The sequence below is a fragment of the Lactonifactor longoviformis DSM 17459 genome, assembly GCF_900129135.1.
Classification (GTDB): Bacteria; Bacillota; Clostridia; order Lachnospirales; family Lachnospiraceae; genus Lactonifactor; species Lactonifactor longoviformis.
This window is the reverse complement of sequence record NZ_FQVI01000009.1, coordinates 108,824-125,798: the sequence shown is the minus strand read 5'-3', so window position 1 is coordinate 125,798 and position 16,975 is coordinate 108,824. Positions and strand designations below refer to the sequence as shown.

Annotated in this window: 13 protein-coding genes; all 13 read left to right on the top strand. The window is 43.9% G+C overall.

Translation table 11 applies throughout. The annotated features are described in order from the left end of the window. Nucleotides 1–36: 36 nt before the first annotated feature. A complete protein-coding gene (locus BUA56_RS10535; protein WP_072851413.1) occupies nucleotides 37–294 on the top strand; it encodes a hypothetical protein in 258 nt (85 codons plus the stop codon). Between the two features lie 3 nt (nucleotides 295–297). Beyond that, nucleotides 298–1,107 (top strand): MBL fold metallo-hydrolase, encoded by an 810-nt coding sequence (locus BUA56_RS10530; RefSeq protein ID WP_072851412.1) that lies wholly within the window; start codon nucleotides 298–300, stop codon nucleotides 1,105–1,107. A 24-nt stretch (nucleotides 1,108–1,131) separates the two neighbouring features. Beyond that, nucleotides 1,132–2,262 carry a glycerate kinase family protein gene (locus BUA56_RS10525; protein ID WP_072851410.1) on the top strand — a complete coding sequence of 377 codons (1,131 nt, stop codon included), beginning with the start codon at nucleotides 1,132–1,134 and terminating at the stop codon, nucleotides 2,260–2,262. Nucleotides 2,263–2,597: 335 nt separating this feature from the next. Beyond that, nucleotides 2,598–3,752 carry an ABC transporter substrate-binding protein gene (locus BUA56_RS10520; protein ID WP_084067828.1) on the top strand — a complete coding sequence of 385 codons (1,155 nt, stop codon included), beginning with the start codon at nucleotides 2,598–2,600 and terminating at the stop codon, nucleotides 3,750–3,752. Nucleotides 3,753–3,829: 77 nt separating this feature from the next. Continuing rightward, nucleotides 3,830–6,295 carry an ATP-binding cassette domain-containing protein gene (locus BUA56_RS10515; RefSeq protein ID WP_103711269.1) on the top strand — a complete coding sequence of 822 codons (2,466 nt, stop codon included), beginning with the start codon at nucleotides 3,830–3,832 and terminating at the stop codon, nucleotides 6,293–6,295. Beyond that, nucleotides 6,295–7,275 carry an ABC transporter permease gene (locus BUA56_RS10510; protein WP_072851408.1) on the top strand — a complete coding sequence of 327 codons (981 nt, stop codon included), beginning with the start codon at nucleotides 6,295–6,297 and terminating at the stop codon, nucleotides 7,273–7,275. The genes BUA56_RS10515 and BUA56_RS10510 overlap by 1 nt, the downstream gene beginning before the upstream one ends. Nucleotides 7,276–7,289: 14 nt before the next feature. After that, complete coding sequence (locus BUA56_RS10505) at nucleotides 7,290–8,036, top strand: amidohydrolase family protein (RefSeq protein WP_072851406.1); 747 nt, start codon at nucleotides 7,290–7,292, stop codon at nucleotides 8,034–8,036. Between the two features lie 218 nt (nucleotides 8,037–8,254). After that, nucleotides 8,255–11,173 carry an insulinase family protein gene (locus tag BUA56_RS10500; RefSeq protein ID WP_072851404.1) on the top strand — a complete coding sequence of 973 codons (2,919 nt, stop codon included), beginning with the start codon at nucleotides 8,255–8,257 and terminating at the stop codon, nucleotides 11,171–11,173. 12 nt (nucleotides 11,174–11,185) lie between these two features. Further along, entirely contained in the window at nucleotides 11,186–12,091 is a 906-nt protein-coding gene (era, locus tag BUA56_RS10495; protein ID WP_072851402.1) for a GTPase Era, read from the top strand. A gap of 2 nt (nucleotides 12,092–12,093) precedes the next feature. Next, on the top strand, nucleotides 12,094–12,837 hold the full coding sequence (gene recO, locus BUA56_RS10490; RefSeq protein WP_072851400.1) for a DNA repair protein RecO: 744 nt from the start codon (nucleotides 12,094–12,096) through the stop codon (nucleotides 12,835–12,837). A 297-nt stretch (nucleotides 12,838–13,134) separates the two neighbouring features. Next, nucleotides 13,135–14,529 carry a glycine--tRNA ligase gene (locus tag BUA56_RS10485; protein ID WP_072851399.1) on the top strand — a complete coding sequence of 465 codons (1,395 nt, stop codon included), beginning with the start codon at nucleotides 13,135–13,137 and terminating at the stop codon, nucleotides 14,527–14,529. 120 nt (nucleotides 14,530–14,649) lie between these two features. Further along, entirely contained in the window at nucleotides 14,650–15,414 is a 765-nt protein-coding gene (locus BUA56_RS10480; protein WP_423241193.1) for an REP-associated tyrosine transposase, read from the top strand. A 165-nt stretch (nucleotides 15,415–15,579) separates the two neighbouring features. Next, nucleotides 15,580–16,815, top strand: coding sequence for a 6-phosphofructokinase (locus BUA56_RS10475; protein WP_072851395.1), 1,236 nt, complete (start codon nucleotides 15,580–15,582; stop codon nucleotides 16,813–16,815). Nucleotides 16,816–16,975 lie beyond the last annotated feature (160 nt).

The following is a 16,975-nucleotide window of genomic DNA, read 5'->3' as shown; positions in this document are numbered from 1 at the left end:
GATAAATCTTATTTTAAAAAGGATAAGGAGATACGCATGAGTCAGGAAAAAGTAGATAAATATAAACAGGATAAAGCAAACCGGGAAAAGATTATGAAGAAACAAAAGCGCATCAGTATGCTGCAGAGAGCCGGTGTCGCTTTGGTGTGTCTGGTCATCGTGGGATGGATTGGCTTTTCTGGGTACCGTGCTTTGACAAGAGAAGAAGGTGCGGCTGAACAGGTTACCACGGAGATGGATGTGACTGCAATTGATGAATACCTTCAGGGCCTGTCAGCAGCTGGAGAGGAATAATAAATGGAAAGACTTGTTGTACTGGGAACCGGCAACGCTGTTGTGACCAAATGCTTTAATACCTGCTTTGTACTGGAACGGGATGAGCAGTACTGGCTGATTGATACCGGAGGGGGAAACGGAATTCTGGCTGCACTGGAAAAGGCAGAGGTACCCATTGCCGGTATCCATGATATTTTTATCACCCACGAACACTGTGACCACCTTTTGGGAATTGTGTGGATGATCCGTCTCATAGCCACTGGAATGAAAAAAGGTACTTATGAGGGCGAATGCAACATTTACTGCCATCCGGATCTCATAGAGACCATAGACACCATAGCCCGGCTGACGATTCAGGGGAAATTCTATAAAATGCTGGGAAAGAGAATTTTTTTGGTACCCGTGGAGGATGGGGAGCACAGAAAAATTATTGGCTATGATGTGGAATTTTTTGATATTCACTCAACTAAGGCAAAACAATTCGGTTTTACCACGGTACTGAAAAACGGTAAAAAGTTAACATGCGCCGGGGACGAGCCATATAATGAAGCCAACGAAGAGCAGGTGCGTGGCAGCGCATGGCTGCTTCATGAGGCATTCTGTCTAGATTCCCAGGCGGATATTTTTAAACCGTACGAGAAGCATCACAGTACAGTTAAGGATGCCTGTGTGCTTGCTGACAGACTGGGAATTGAGAATCTTGTGCTGTGGCATACGGAAGATAAAAATTATGAAAACAGAAAAGTGCTTTATATGAGAGAAGGAAAAGAATATTATTCAGGCAATCTGTATGTGCCCTATGACCAGGAAAAAATCATATTGTCAGAGTAATAAGATAAACAGGAGGAGCATGTGATGAAAAAATGTGTGATTATGCCCGATTCATTTAAGGGCACCTTAAGTTCCATTGAGATTTGCGATATTATAAAAGAGAAAGTACTGGAGTTCTATCCTGACTGTCAAGTGAAAGCAGTACCAGTAGCTGACGGCGGCGAGGGGACTGTGGACTGTTTTTTATATGCCATTGATGCAGAGAAGGTGGAGCTTCAGGTACAGAATGCTTATATGGAGCCAGTGGATGTATACTATGCGAAGGTGGGAAGCCAGGCAATCCTGGAGATGGCACAGCCGGCAGGCCTCCCGCAGGCGGAAGGCAGATTAAATCCCAAAGCTACCAGTACATATGGAGTCGGACAGATGATCAGACATGCCGTGGAAAACGGCTGCACGGATATTGTCATCGGGCTGGGCGGCAGCTCAACCAATGACGGGGGAACCGGTGCGGCCGCAGCCCTGGGAACTGTATTTCGCAATGCAGAGGGAGAGGCTTTTATTCCCGCGGGCGGCACGTTAAAAGAAATTGTATCCATTGATAACAGCGAGACAAGAAAGCTTTTAGAAGGTGTTTCTATTACCGCCATGTGCGACATTAACAATCCTATGTACGGACCCCAGGGTGCAGCTTATATCTTTGCACCGCAGAAAGGGGCGGACCCGGAGATGGTAAAGGAGCTGGACAGCCAGCTTATCTATCTCTCTTCGCTTATACAGAAGGATTTGGGTATAGATGTGTCGCGTATGGAGGGAGCCGGAGCCGCCGGCGCATTGGGGGCCGGGATCGTAGCTTTTATGGGCGGTAATCTGAAATCTGGGATTCAGACAGTATTGGATATGATTCATTTTGAAGAATTGGCAGCCGGGGCTGACATGGTATTTACCGGAGAGGGAAGAATTGACAGCCAGAGTCTTGGAGGCAAAGTTGTCATAGGAATTGCAGAGCGTGCCAAAAGGCTGGGCGTGCCGGTAACCGCTGTCGTAGGTTCCATCGGAGACGGTGCGGAAGGTGCATATGAGCTTGGAGTCAATGCGATTTTCAGCATTAACAGAACGGCTGAGGATTTCTCTGTATCCAGATATAAGAGCAAAGAAAATCTTACCGGGACGGTGGACTCTCTGATCCGATTCTACATGGCCGCAGGAAAGTAAGAGAAAGAATAAAGAGGTATCATGAGGTATGAATTTGCCTTATGATACCTCTTTTTTTGCGCCCGGTCTACAGTACAGCTGTTTGCAGATATTCGTTCCTGACTGCAGATAAAGATAATACGTCTGATGAAACAACTGATTAAATTATAAAATTATTTGTAGAAATTTGTTGTCTAAATTTGTGGAAATTGTATAAAGTATAGGGAAATACTAAAAAATAATTATGCAAACCATTGACATTATTTTAAATATATGATATACATTAAACATCAAACGTATAATTATAAAACGGTCAGACGGCAATTTGACCATAAAGAAAAGGAGCGATGGATGGTATGAAAAAGAAGGTATTGAGCATGTTAATCTGCATGACTATGGCATCAGCAATGTTGTTTGGATGCGGTTCCGGCGACGGTTCTGATTCTGCAAGTGCAGACACAAGCAAAACAGAAGAAGCAAAGGACACAGAAAGCACCCCGGCGGCAGACAAGGAAGAAGATGCATCTACGGAAGATGCGGGAGACACTGCTTCTGCAGACGCATCAGGAGTATTAAAAAAAGGTGACTATGTAATCGGTCTTTCTAACTCTTACTTCGGCAATACCTGGCGGAAACAGATGGTAGAGGCATTTACAAAAGCAGCAGATGAGGCAAAAGCTGCAGGCTACATAAAGGATTACGAGGTACAGAATGGTGATAATACGGTCAACTCACAGATTGCTCAGATTAACAGCTTTATTCTGAGCAACGTAGATGCAATTTGTATTTGCGCAGCATCTCCCACAGCTTTAAACAGTACGATTCAGAAGGCTCTGGATGCAGGCATTAAAGTGGTAGCATTCGATTCCATCGTAGATTTAGAGGGTGTGTATACCATGGATTATCCCTGGCAGCAGATTGGAAAAGACAGCGTGGATTTCGTGGCAGAAAAGCTGGGCGGCAAAGGAAACGTGGTTGTCGTAAGAGGCGTATCCGGTGCAGCTCCTGATCAGGGAATTTATGCAGGTATTACAGAGGCTATTAAAAATTATCCGGATCTCAAGATTGTACAGGAGGTAATCGGCGAGGCCAGTGCTACTAAGACACAGGAAGAACTGACAAAAGTACTGCCTTCACTTCCGGATGTAGATGCCGTAATTACTCACTGCGGCGGAGATGCCATCGGTGCTGTCAATGCATTCGAACAGTCCGGCAGAGAGACACCAATTATTATCGGAGATAATACAGCAGAATTTATTAACTGGTGGATGAGTAAAGATGGTTATGAGACATTAAGCCAGGGTTCCACACCGGGCTGCGGCGCGGCAGCATTCTGGACAGCCCTTGATATTTTAAATGGCTATGACGTACCGGAGGAAATGATGATTGCGGTTCCTCATATCACAGCAGACAATCTCAGTGAGTATGAAGGAATGTCAGCAGGTACTTTTGTTTCCCCGGATTTCACAAATGAGTATGTGATTGAAAATATCATTGACGCGGCAAAATAATTAAATCATAAGCCAAGAGGTTGTCGTAAAAGTGAGTCTCACATTTGCGGCAGCCTCTTTTAAAATAAACGAAAGGCATGGTGAAAGGATTGGAAATGCAGACAGAAACAAAGGGACAGCAGGAACTTTTCCTAAAAGCGGAGAATCTGCTGAAGATATATGGTCCCACAACAGCAGTAAATCACCTGAGCATCGAGCTGAAAAAGGGAGAGGTGCTTGCCCTGGTTGGCGGCAACGGAGCAGGAAAGAGTACATTGACTAAAATCCTCTCCGGTGTTATCACATCGAATGAAGGTACACTCTCCATTGAGGGAGAAGCTGTGGATATGAATAAATACACTCCGGCAGTGGCGAGGACAAAAGGCATCCGTGTCGTTCATCAGGAACTGTCTCTGTGTAAAAACCTTACGGTATACGAGAATTTTTATATTGAGCAGTTTCAGAGGTTCGACAAAAAGGATATAAAGTGGCGGAAACAGGCAAAGGAAATGGCGAGAGAAGCTCTGGACCGGGTATTTCCGGACCACGGCATTGATGTGAATGCAGGTCTTGCCACACTTAGCATTGCGCAGCAGCAGATGGTTGAGATCGCCCGGGCTACCAGCGACTCTGAGGTGAAGATGCTGGTGCTGGATGAGCCGACTTCCTCTCTTCCCGCAGAGCAGACGTCTCAGCTACAGGATTACATAAAGAAAAGTGCAGGGGAAGGCATCTCTTATATCTATATTTCTCACAGGCTGAAAGAAATAATGTTCCTGGCAGACCGAATCTTTATCATGCAGAACGGAGCGGAGAAATATCAGTGCCCCATCGGGGAAACCAGCGAGGAGGATATGGTGGCCCGCATGGGCGACGGGGTTGTGGGAGAAAAGGCGGCGGACGAGGAAAAGACAGCTATGGCCCCCATTGAGATTAACAAGAATATAAAAGTTACTTTTGATAATTATTCAAATGGTATGCTGAAGAAAATCTCCAAGGAAATGTATGGAGGAGAGATCATTGCCCTGACAGGGCTGGAGGGCAACGGACAGCTGGAGTTCCTTCAGGAGGTTTTCTTTCAGGCAAGGAAGAAAAAAGCAGGTTTGCACATACAGGGAAAGGTTGCCTATGTGGCCGGAGACAGAAAAAAAGAGGGTATCTTTCCTTTATGGTCTATTACAGACAACACCATTATCTCTAAAATAGCAAGAGGAGCTTTGTTTGCGCCTATTTCTACCGGCAAAACCAATGAAATTGTAGAACAGTGGAACCAGCGTCTGAAGACAAAATGTGCCTCCAATGAAGATCTGATTACCAGTCTCAGCGGCGGGAACCAGCAAAAGGTACTGATAGCCAGGGCTATGGCAGTAGATGCTGATATTATCCTTCTGGACGATCCTACCAGAGGCGTAGATGTAGGGACCAAAAAAGAGCTCTACGGCGTATTCCAGGAAGCGGCAAAAGAAGGGAAACTGGTAATCTGGAGAACATCAGATGATGCCGAACTGGAGTATTGTACCAGACTGTTTGTACTGAATGCAGGCAGTGTGGCCGGGGAATTTAACCACGATGAGTTTGAGCATTCTTCCATGCTGAAACTAGCATTTCAGAACAATGAGAAAAAAGCAGAAAATCTGGAAAAAAAGAAAGCGAAGTCTCCAAAGCTTTATCTGCTTGCGCTGATTGCCATGCTAATTCTGTATGTGGTATGCGGGGCGCTCTCACCGTCCATCTTTACAAAGTTTGGCGTGGAGCTTTTGGCCGTGGGATTTACCCCATTTATATTTGCGGCACTGGCACAGACGTTTGCTATCGGACTAGGACATATTGACCTGGGTGTAGGCGCCTTTATGGGGCTTGTAAACGTAGTATGCGCTACTATTCTGGATCAGAATAATGCATTAGGCATTCTCTGTCTTTTGGGACTGCTTCTGGTATATTCCTGTATGGGACTGATCATTTACTGGAGAGGTGTTCCGCCGATTATTGTGACACTGGGGATGTCTTTTGTATGGACAGGCATGGCGTATGTGCTTCAGGATGTACCGGGCGGACATGTACCGGAATGGATGGTTCATCTTTTCAATGCCAACAATCCTGTACTTCAGGGAATATTGCTCTGGCTGCTCCTTTTTATCGTACTGGCGATTCTTATCTACCGTTCCAGATACGGTACAGTAATGCGGGGGTTCGGCAACAACGATACAGCTATGAGAAACAGCGGTTGGTCGAAAGCCAGGGCATACTGGGCTACCTATCTGATTGCCGGCGTCTTTGCTATGATGGGCGGCATTGCGCAGTCTGCAATTACGGGAGCATCGGATGTCAATGCATCTGCAACTTACACTATGCTTACAGTTGCTGCGGTTATCATCGGAGGCGGTTACTTCTCCGGCGGTGTGGTAACGCATGTGGGTGCTGTATTCGGCGGTATTTCCCTCACTATGGTGAGCGTACTGCTGGGACTTTTAAAAGTGAGTACAGATTATACAGCTACAATCCAGGGACTGGTATTAATCTTAATTCTTTCCTTTAGATTGCTGAGAAAGGAGAAACTGCAGTAATGAAGAAAGTTAAAAAATATATAAAAGAAAACAACTGGGTGTGGGCAGCGGTAGGCGCTTTCCTTCTGTGGTTTGTAATGGGTATCTCTTCTGGCAGGCTGAATCTGGAAAGCTTTTTATCCAATGCTTATACAGCGGCATTTCTGGCAATACTTGCCTTTGGCCAGATGCTGGTGGTAACCTCAGGGCGGGGAGCTATTGACCTTTCCATACCAGGGGTATTGACCTTAATGGCATTTGTCTCTATGAGTATTATTAACGGGGAGAATAAAAATGTTCCTCTGGCAATTCTTGTCATTGTGGTACTCGGAGCGGTGATCGGATTCCTGAACAGTGTGATGGTAATCTATCTGCAAATACCGGCGATTATAGCCACAATGGCGATGAACTATATCCTCACAACAGCCGCCTTGTTAATCAATAAAAACTTTTCTATTTTTGCCATTGCTCCGGTGATTCAAAAGCTGGTTACTACAAGGATATTTGGGGTACAGCTGATGATTTTCCTGATTATTCTTCTGGCGGTGGGATTCTGGTTCCTGCTGAACCGGACTTCTTACGGAAAATCACTTCTGGCAGTGGGCCAGAACAGAGAAGCGGCAAAGCTGGCAGGAATTAAAGTAAACAGGGTGGAAATGCTTACCTATGTATTTTCCAGTATCCTGGCAGCCTTCGGAGGTATGCTTACTACAGCAAGAGTGGGCGGAGCCCTTCTGGGGATGGGAGATTCTTATACGCTGGAAACAGTTGCAAGTATTGTAGTTGGTGGTACCCTGATATCAGGAGGAAAAGCAAATGTACCCGGAACACTGGTGGGATGCCTGTTCCTGGGACTGATAGTAACTGCTATGCAGATTATGGGATTCTCCGTAGGCGCACAGAATATTGCCAAGGGAGCACTGATTATTATTGTACTTCTTCTCAGCTCCGGGGATGCTGTGGAGAAGAAGGTAAAAAGAACTGTGGAGAAAGCAGCATAGAAAGGAGTTAGTCTATGATTATTGATTTACATGCCCATTTGGGTGTTGATGTGGTATTCGATGAGGAACAGTCAGAAGAAGATCTGATTTCCTTTTATGACAAGTATGATGTGGACGGAGCTGTGGTACAGCCGTATCTTCCGAGAATCTATATGGAGGATCACATGGCCATCCATGACAGGATCTATGAGCTGACGAAGAGTACGAAGAAAAAGTTTTGGGGAATGGCATCTATCAATCCCCACTTCCGGCCGGACGATTATGACAGAGAAGCCTTCAGATGTATCAAAGAGCTGGGGTTTGTGGGCATTAAAATTACACCTATCGGTCATGCAACCCATCCTTCTTCCAGGGATGCCCTTCACGTATGGGAAGTGTGCAGGGAGCTGAAAGTACCCCTGATGGTTCACACAGGAGCAGGTATTCCGTTTTCAGATCCCATCAGTGTGGAAAATGCCCTTGAGAGCTTTCCTGATGTTCCTTGTATTCTGGCTCATGCAGGTTCAGAGATGCACAATCAGCAGGCTATTTATCTGGCAAGAAAGTTCGAGAATGTTTACCTGGAACCAAGCTGGGTAGGTGTAATTGGGGTGAGTAATATGGTAAAACAGGTTGGATGTGATAAGATTATGTTCTCCTCTGATAATATTTATCAGATTCCTGTTGAGCTTGCCAAATATCGCTCTGTGATCACCAGGGAAGAGGATTTGGAAAAAGTGCTTTACAAAAATACAGCCAGGGTATATCAGCTGGATCTATAAGAAGCCTGTATTTTTTACATTCACAATATAATTATAGAAGGAACAGGGACTGAATTCTGCAGAGACAGCCCCTGTTCCTTTTTCCGCGTTCTGTTTTTTTCCATGCCTTGTGGGAGTTATCCGGAAATGGTATAATATGCCTGATACGTCTTTGAACAGTTAGAATAAGCCCCGGAATCCGGGAGAAGATAAAAATATAAAAGAATTGGAGGCAATTTATGCAGATAGAACAGTTACCGGAATATGAACTACTTCAGGAGGAGATGATTGAGGATATCCATTCCAGAGGATACCTGCTGAAGCATAAGAAAAGTGGTGCCAGAGTTATGCTTCTGGAAAATGATGATGAGAATAAGGTGTTTAATATTGCATTTCGCACACCGCCCGCAGACAGTACGGGGGTAGCACATATATTGGAGCACAGTGTTCTGTGCGGATCCAAGCACTTTCCATTAAAGGATCCTTTTGTTGAGCTGGTGAAAGGGTCTCTGAATACCTTTTTGAATGCTATGACCTATCCGGACAAGACCATGTATCCTGTGGCAAGCTGCAATGACCAGGATTTTCAAAATTTGATGCATGTGTATCTGGATGCCGTATTTTTCCCTAATATCTATGAAAAGGAAGAGATTTTCCGCCAGGAGGGGTGGAGCTACCAGTTGGAGAATCCCGAAGATCCCCTCCGCTATAACGGAGTGGTATATAATGAAATGAAAGGCGCATTTTCCTCCCCGGAGGAGGTGCTGGACCGGGCAATTTTAAATTCCCTTTTTCCGGATACCCCCTACGGTGTGGAATCCGGGGGAGATCCGGCAGATATTCCAAACCTGAAGTATTCTGAGTTCTTAGGATTCCACAGCAGGTATTACCATCCCTCAAACAGCTATATCTATCTCTATGGAAAGATGGACATGGAGGAGAAGCTCAGGTGGATGGACCGGGAGTATCTGTCCAAATATGATGCCATGCCTGTGACTTCCCAGATACCAAAACAGCCTGCGTTTTCTCAGGTAAAAGAGGTTGTGCTGGAATATCCGGTGGCAGAAAATGAGCCGGAGGAAGAGAATACGTATCTTTCTTACAACGTTGTCGTGGGAGACAGTCTGGATGTTGAGCTCTGCGTTGCATTCAGTGTTCTGGATTATGTGCTGCTAAGCGCACCGGGAGCTCCTCTAAAGCAGGTACTGCTGGACGAGAAGATAGGCAAGGATATTATGGGCTCCTATGATGACGGGATTTACCAGCCGTTTTTCTCAGTAATCGCCAAAAATGCCCGTCCGGAACAGAAGGATAGGTTTTTGTCCTTAATCCGGGAGACTCTGGAAAAAATCTCACAGACAGGCATTGACCAGAAGGCTGTGGCAGCCGGCATTAATTCTATGGAATTCCGTTTCCGGGAAGCCGATTACGCATCTTATCCTAAGGGCCTGATGTATGGGATTGATGTATTCGACAGCTGGCTTTATGATGATGAAAAACCTTTCGTGCACCTTGAACAGCTGAAGATTTTCGAGCTCCTGAAAGAAAAAGCAGGGCAGGGATATTTTGAAGGGTTGATTCGGACGTATCTTTTAGATAACACTCATGCCTCTGTGGTGATTGTAAATCCAAAACGGGGACTGGCAGCTGCCAGGGAAAAGGCTCTGGAGGAAAGGCTTGCGGCCTACAAAGCCTCTCTTACATCTGCTGAGATAGAGGAACTGGTGAAAAAAACACATCATCTGACAGAGTATCAGGAAGGGGAGGAGTCCCCTGAGGCACTGAAGTGCATTCCTATGCTGAAGCGATCCGATATCTCCAGAGAAGGGACGAAGATTTATAATACGGAAAAGTATGTGGGAGATACGCTGGTTCTGCACCACAATATCTACACCAACGGCATCGGATATCTTACCCTGCTTTTTGACACAAAGGATGTTCCCTCCCATCTGGTACCCTACATGGGGATTCTGAAATCCGTTCTTGGGTTTGTGGATACAGAACATTATTCCTATGGGGAATTATTTAACGAGATTAATGCCAACACCGGGGGCATAAGCTGCGGACTCCAGGTCTTCGGCAATACCAAAGACAGGCATGATACGAAAAATATGTTTGGGGTGAGGAGTAAAACACTATACAGTAAACTTCCTTTTGTATTTTCTATGATCCGGGAGATTCTTTTCACTTCCAAATTGAGAGATGAGAAGCGTCTGTATGAGATAATCGCAAAATTAAAATCCAGGCTTCAGATGTCCCTGGCCAGTGCGGGACACTCCTCGGCTATGCTCAGGGCAGTCTCTTATTTTTCCAAAACGGCCTATTTCCAGGATCAGATTGGCGGGATTGCGTTCTATGACTTAATTGATACTATTGAGAAGAATTTTGAGCAGGTAAAAGAAGATGTATTCTCCAAATTGGAGCAGCTGATGAAGATGATTTTCCGCCCGGAACATCTGGTGGTGAGCTATACTGCAGATGAAGCGGGATATGAGGGGATTGAGGCTTTGATAACAGAGCTGAAAGAGGGACTGTATACACAGCCTGTGGAAAAAGGGGCTTTGGAATATGATTTCCGTCCGAAAAATGAGGGCTTTAAAACTTCCGGACAGGTACAATATGTGGCCAGTGCCGGTAACTTTGAAGATGCAGGGTATCACTACACAGGGGCACTTCGTATTCTGAAGGTGATCTTGAGCTATGAATATCTCTGGACGAATATCCGTGTTAAGGGCGGGGCTTACGGATGCATGAGCGGTTTCCGCAGATCCGGGGACGGATTCCTGGTATCCTACAGAGATCCCCATCTGAAGAATACGCTGAAGGTATTCAGGGAGACTCCAGCGTTTATCAGGAATTTCCAGGCAGACGAGAGAGAGATGACAAAATATATTATCGGCACCATCAGTGAACTGGATGTTCCTATGAACCCATCCACAAAAGGGGCCATGAGCCTGAATGCGTACTTTGGTAAGCTCACAGAGGAGGATATCCGCACAGAGAGGGAAGAGATTCTGAATGCTTCCGTAGAAGATATTCAGAGGCTGGGGGATATTGTAGAGTCGATAATGAATCAGAATATGATCTGCGTCATCGGAGGCGAAGGAAAGATCGAAGATAACAAAGAACTGTTTAAAGAAGTAAAACCACTGTTTTAGGAAGAGGAAGGTATGAACACAAATTACAAATCCGGTTTCGCAGCATTGATTGGCCGGCCGAATGTGGGAAAATCAACGCTGATGAATCAATTAATCGGGCAAAAGATCGCAATAACTTCTAAAAAGCCTCAGACTACCAGGAATAAGATTCAGACGGTTTATACCTGTGCTCAGGGACAGATTGTTTTCCTGGACACGCCTGGGATTCACAAGGCTAAAAATAAGCTTGGGGAGTATATGGTTCACGTGGCAGAGCGGACTCTGAAGGAGGTAGACGTAATTTTATGGCTGGTGGAGCCATCTACTTTTATTGGAGCCGGTGAGCGGCATATTGCAGAACAGCTGGAACAATGCAATGTCCCGGTGATTCTTGTAATAAACAAAGTAGATACGGTTAAGAAGGAAGAGGTGCTTGCCTTTATTGATGCCTATCGGAAAATCATGGATTTTGCTGAGATAATTCCTGCTTCTGCGCTGCGGGGGCAAAACACAGAGGATATTATACAGTGCATTTTCAAATACCTTCCCTATGGTCCCCAGTTCTATGATGAGGATACTGTAACCGATCAGCCTCAGAGGCAGATTGTTGCTGAGATTATCCGGGAAAAGGCGCTTCATGCCCTGGACGAAGAGATTCCCCATGGAATCGCAGTTGCAGTAGACACCATGAAAGAAAGACGCCATGGGCATATTGTGGATATTGACGCTACAATAATCTGTGAGAGGGATTCCCATAAGGGAATCATTATCGGAAAACAAGGGGCTATGTTAAAGAAAATAGGAACCAATGCCAGATATGAGATTGAGCAGATGCTGGAAGAGAAGGTCAATCTTAAGCTCTGGGTGAAGGTGAAAAAGGACTGGCGGGACAGTGATTTTCTTATGAAGAACTTTGGATATGATAAAAAGGAAGTATAGAGATGACAGAAACCATAACCGTGACCGGAATGGTGTTATCAGCCATGCCCGTAGGGGATTATGATAAACGGTTAGTCCTGCTTACAAAAGAGCGGGGAAAGATCACAGCATTTGCAAGGGGGGCCAGAAGGCAGAACAGCCCCCTTTTGGCAGCGGCCAATCCCTTTGTATTCGGAAGCTTTATCTTGTACGAAGGGAGGACCGCCTACCAGATGCAGCAGGCACTGGTAAAAAACTACTTTACAGAACTGGCTGTGGCTCAGCCGGGGGTTTATTACGGGTTTTATTTTCTGGAATTTGCAGACTATTATGGCAGAGAATATACAGATGAAAGGCAGATGCTCAATCTTCTCTACGTTACTTTGAAAGCGCTTCTCAATGAGAGACTGGATAACCGGCTGATCCGCTACATATTCGAACTGAAGGCCATGGTTATCAACGGTGAATATCCCCAGGTGTTCGAATGCGTAAGCTGCGGGAAAAAAGAATCTCTGGATACCTTCAGCGTCCGTAAAAGCGGAGTGCTCTGCCCAAACTGCAGGAAAAATACAGAGGATGGAATGGTAATAGATGAAACCGTGAGGTATACCATGCAGTATATCGTAGCATCTCCCCTGGAAAAGCTGTACAGCTTTACTGTATCAAAAGAAGCATTGTATCATCTGGGCAGAATAGTCGGGGCATATACGGGGAAATATATAGATAAAAAATTCAAAAGCCTGGAGATACTGGAGCAGATGACGTAACAAAAAAAGGGGACGAAAAAGGGGAAAAAGGGGACGTGTTCTTTCTGGAAAGAACACGTCCCAAAATAGGGAAGGGGTGTCCCAAATTCGGAAAGCCCTGTCCCTTTTTCAGCTTCCATATAAGGAGGAGTAGAATCCCTGAAGGATAAGCTGAAAGTTTAGTATTCCTCTTATTTTTTTCATTTCTACACGTATAAACAGGTACAAATTCTACGGGTTAGAACTTGAAAAGATCATATACAAAGGTTATAATAAGACAGATTGATTACGAAGTTTGGAAAGTTAGGAGAAAGAATAATGGAAAAAACAATGGAAAAGATTGTCGCTCTGGCAAAATCCAGAGGTTTTGTGTATCCGGGTTCTGATATCTACGGCGGCCTTGCCAATACCTGGGACTACGGCAATTTAGGTGTGGAATTAAAGAACAATGTTAAGAAGGCCTGGTGGCAGAAATTTATTACGGAGAGCCCATATAATGTGGGCGTGGACTGTGCAATTCTGATGAATCCTCAGACATGGGTGGCATCCGGACATCTCGGTGGATTTTCTGATCCGCTGATGGACTGCAAAGAGTGTCATGAAAGATTCCGCGCTGACAAGATTATTGAAGATTACTGTGCGGAAAAAGGAATCGATATTGATGGTTCAGTAGATGCCTGGTCACAGGAAAAAATGAAAAGTTTTATCGACGAGCATCAGATTCCATGTCCTACCTGCAAAGCTCATAACTTTACAGATATCCGTCAGTTTAATCTGATGTTTAAAACCTTCCAGGGTGTTACAGAAGACGCAAAAAACACTGTATACCTGCGTCCTGAAACAGCACAGGGTATTTTTGTTAACTTTAAAAATGTACAGAGGACTTCAAGAAAGAAAATACCCTTTGGCATTGGACAGATAGGTAAATCTTTCAGGAATGAGATTACACCAGGCAATTTTACTTTCCGTACTCGTGAATTTGAGCAGATGGAATTGGAATTCTTCTGTGAACCAGACACAGATTTGGAATGGTTTGACTACTGGAAAAATTTTTGCCTGAACTGGCTTAGCACTCTAGGATTAAAAGACGACGAAGTTCGTTACAGAGATCATGATAAAGAAGAGTTAAGCTTTTACAGCAAGGCGACTACAGATGTGGAATTCCTTTTCCCCTTTGGCTGGGGTGAGCTTTGGGGAATCGCAGACAGAACAGATTATGACCTGACACAGCATCAGAACGTATCCGGCCAGGATCTTACTTATTTTGATGATGAGAAGAAACAAAAATATATCCCTTACGTAATTGAACCGTCTCTTGGTGCGGACCGCATGGTACTTGCCTTCTTATGCAGTGCCTATGATGAGGAAGTTCTGGATGAAGAAAAGGGAGATGTACGTACGGTCCTTCATTTCCATCCCGTACTTGCACCTGTTAAAATTGGAGTTCTGCCTTTGTCAAAAAAATTAAATGATGGAGCATGGAAAATCTATGAAGAACTTTCAAAGAAATATAATTGTGAATTCGATGACAGAGGAAATATAGGAAAACGTTACCGCCGTCAGGACGAAATAGGTACACCATTCTGCATAACTTTTGACTTTGAGTCTGAGCAAGATGGAGCGGTAACAGTAAGAGACAGAGATACGATGGAACAGGAAAGAATTAAAATAGAAGATTTGAAAGCATATTTTGAGGATAAATTTACGTTCTAATGTGCAGAGGGGGACGTGTTCTTTCTAAAAAGAACACGTCCCAAAATACATCTGGGGTGTCCCATTTGAAAGCAGACCTGTCCCATATGCAGATAATAAAAACCAATTGAAAGAAGGTGAATATTTATACCGAGAACGGCAAGAAAAAGAAGTTCTACAGATCTTTACCATGTTATGGCGAGGGGAATAAATAAAGAAGACATATTTCATGACAAAAATGATAAAAAAGTCATGCAACTCCTTATTAAAAAGTATCTGGAAAAAGTTTCAGTGGAAATACATGCGTACTGTATTATGAGCAATCATCTCCATATTTTAATAAAGGCAGAAATGGCGGAATTATCAAAATACATGGCTTATATTTTATCTGCATTTGCGGAATATTATAATAGAAAAAAGAATAGATCCGGCTATGTGTTTCAGAGTCGTTATAAAAGCCAAAGTATAGAGGATGAAAGATATTACTGGAGTTGCCTTCGATATATTCATATGAATCCAGTAAAAGCAAATCTAACAAAGGACATAAGATCCTATCTCTTCTCCAGTTTCGGAGAATTTTCCAGTCCAAATTCTAATATTATACATGAAAATGCTAAGAGACGATACAAGGAGACTTTTAAGGGGCAAAAAGAATTTTTATGGTTTCATAACCAGCCGAACAGGATACTCCTGGATGACGTAGAATCTGATATGGATATAGTCAGAGTCGATATCTCTATGGAAATCTTAGCGGATTTGCAGGAAAAAGCATCTGGAATACCAATGAAAGAGGTATTAAAAATGCCACTATTTAAAACAAATTTCAGGAGAGAAATAAGAAAAACGCTTCATCTTTCCGATAAAAAAACTGATGTTTTGATTAAACAAATAGAGAAGGTTTTGTAGGTAAAAGGGACAGGCGTCGCTCAAATTGGGACACCCTTCGATGAATTTGGGACGTGTTCTTTCTAGAAAGAACACGTCCCCTTTTCTTCAAAATACACTTGTATAATTTGTACATTTTTGATATAATTATGCGTAGAAATTGTGCAAAATATGGAGGTGCGGAATATGAAAGGTAACGTTATTGTAGGACAATCAGGAGGACCCACCGCGGTCATTAATTCTAGCCTGGCAGGTGTATATAAAACAGCGATTGACAGAGGAGCAGCTAAAGTTTACGGTATGAGATACGGCATTCAGGGATTTCTGGATGAGCAATATGTAGATTTATCAAAGCATATTAAGAGTGATATGGACATTGAACTTCTAAAGAGAACACCCTCTGCCTACCTTGGTTCCTGCAGGTATAAACTGCCGGAAATCCATGAAGACAAGGCTATTTATGAGAAGATTTTTGAGATTTTGAATCGCCTGGAAATTGAATGCTTCATATATATCGGCGGCAATGATTCTATGGATACGATAAAGAAATTATCCGACTATGCGATTATTACAGGACAGTCACAGAAGTTTGTGGGGGTTCCCAAGACGATCGATAACGATCTCGCTCTTACAGATCACACTCCAGGATATGGGAGCGCAGCTAAATATATCGGAACTTCGACGAAGGAAATTATTCGTGACGGAATGGGCCTTTCTTATAAGAAGGTTCTCATCACTGTGATTGAAATTATGGGAAGAAATGCGGGCTGGCTTACAGGGGCTTCTGCTTTGTCTGTGGGTGAAGACTGTGACGGACCAGATCTTATCTATCTTCCAGAGATACCATTCGATATAGATAAATTTATGGAAAAGATCAGAAATCTGATTAAGAAAAAGAATAATGTTGTAGTCGCAGTATCCGAGGGGATCAAGCTTAAAGATGGCCGGTATGTCAGCGAGCTTTCCGGAAATGCCGAGTATGTGGATGCGTTTGGACATAAGCAGCTCACAGGTTCTGCTACGTATCTCTGCAATTTGATCAGCTCAGAAATAGGATGTAAGACTCGTTCTGTGGAGTTTAGCAGCCTCCAAAGAAGTGCGTCTCATCTTGCCTCCAGAGTAGATATTAATGAAGCGTTTATGGTTGGAGGAGCTGCCGTTAAGGCCGCAGACGAAGGGGATACCGGCAAGATGGTCGTAATAGACAGAGTATCTGATGATCCCTATCAGTGCGCCACTGGAATCTACGATGTACATAAGATTGCCAATGATGAGAAATTGGTACCGAGAGAATGGATAACGAGAGACGGCACTTATATCACAGAGGATTTCCTTAATTATGTAAGGCCTTTGATTCAGGGAGACTACGCTCCGTTTATGGTAAATGGAATCCCAAGACACTTATATTTTCCGAAGAAATAAGAGTTAATGCAGGCAAAAGGGCGAGAACCGTTGTGGATTTCGCCCTTTATTTTATGACTTTTTTAGCTGCTTTTGAGTAAATGTATGAAACTGGGAAAAACTTATAAATGACACTTGACTATGAAAAGTCTTGTGTTAAAATGATTTATGTGCGATTATT

Bases quoted from the DNA above. Each gene is read 5' to 3' on its own strand.
- BUA56_RS10520 (WP_084067828.1), top strand. From the start codon at position 2,598: ATGAAAAAGAAGGTATTGAGCATGTTAATCTGCATGACTATGGCATCA.
- BUA56_RS10475 (WP_072851395.1), top strand. From the start codon at position 15,580: ATGAAAGGTAACGTTATTGTAGGACAATCAGGAGGACCCACCGCGGTC.
- BUA56_RS10505 (WP_072851406.1), top strand. From the start codon at position 7,290: ATGATTATTGATTTACATGCCCATTTGGGTGTTGATGTGGTATTCGAT.
- era (WP_072851402.1), top strand. From the start codon at position 11,186: ATGAACACAAATTACAAATCCGGTTTCGCAGCATTGATTGGCCGGCCG.
- BUA56_RS10510 (WP_072851408.1), top strand. From the start codon at position 6,295: ATGAAGAAAGTTAAAAAATATATAAAAGAAAACAACTGGGTGTGGGCA.
- BUA56_RS10530 (WP_072851412.1), top strand. From the start codon at position 298: ATGGAAAGACTTGTTGTACTGGGAACCGGCAACGCTGTTGTGACCAAA.
- BUA56_RS10485 (WP_072851399.1), top strand. From the start codon at position 13,135: ATGGAAAAAACAATGGAAAAGATTGTCGCTCTGGCAAAATCCAGAGGT.
- BUA56_RS10500 (WP_072851404.1), top strand. From the start codon at position 8,255: ATGCAGATAGAACAGTTACCGGAATATGAACTACTTCAGGAGGAGATG.
- BUA56_RS10525 (WP_072851410.1), top strand. From the start codon at position 1,132: ATGAAAAAATGTGTGATTATGCCCGATTCATTTAAGGGCACCTTAAGT.
- recO (WP_072851400.1), top strand. From the start codon at position 12,094: ATGACAGAAACCATAACCGTGACCGGAATGGTGTTATCAGCCATGCCC.
- BUA56_RS10535 (WP_072851413.1), top strand. From the start codon at position 37: ATGAGTCAGGAAAAAGTAGATAAATATAAACAGGATAAAGCAAACCGG.
- BUA56_RS10515 (WP_103711269.1), top strand. From the start codon at position 3,830: ATGGTGAAAGGATTGGAAATGCAGACAGAAACAAAGGGACAGCAGGAA.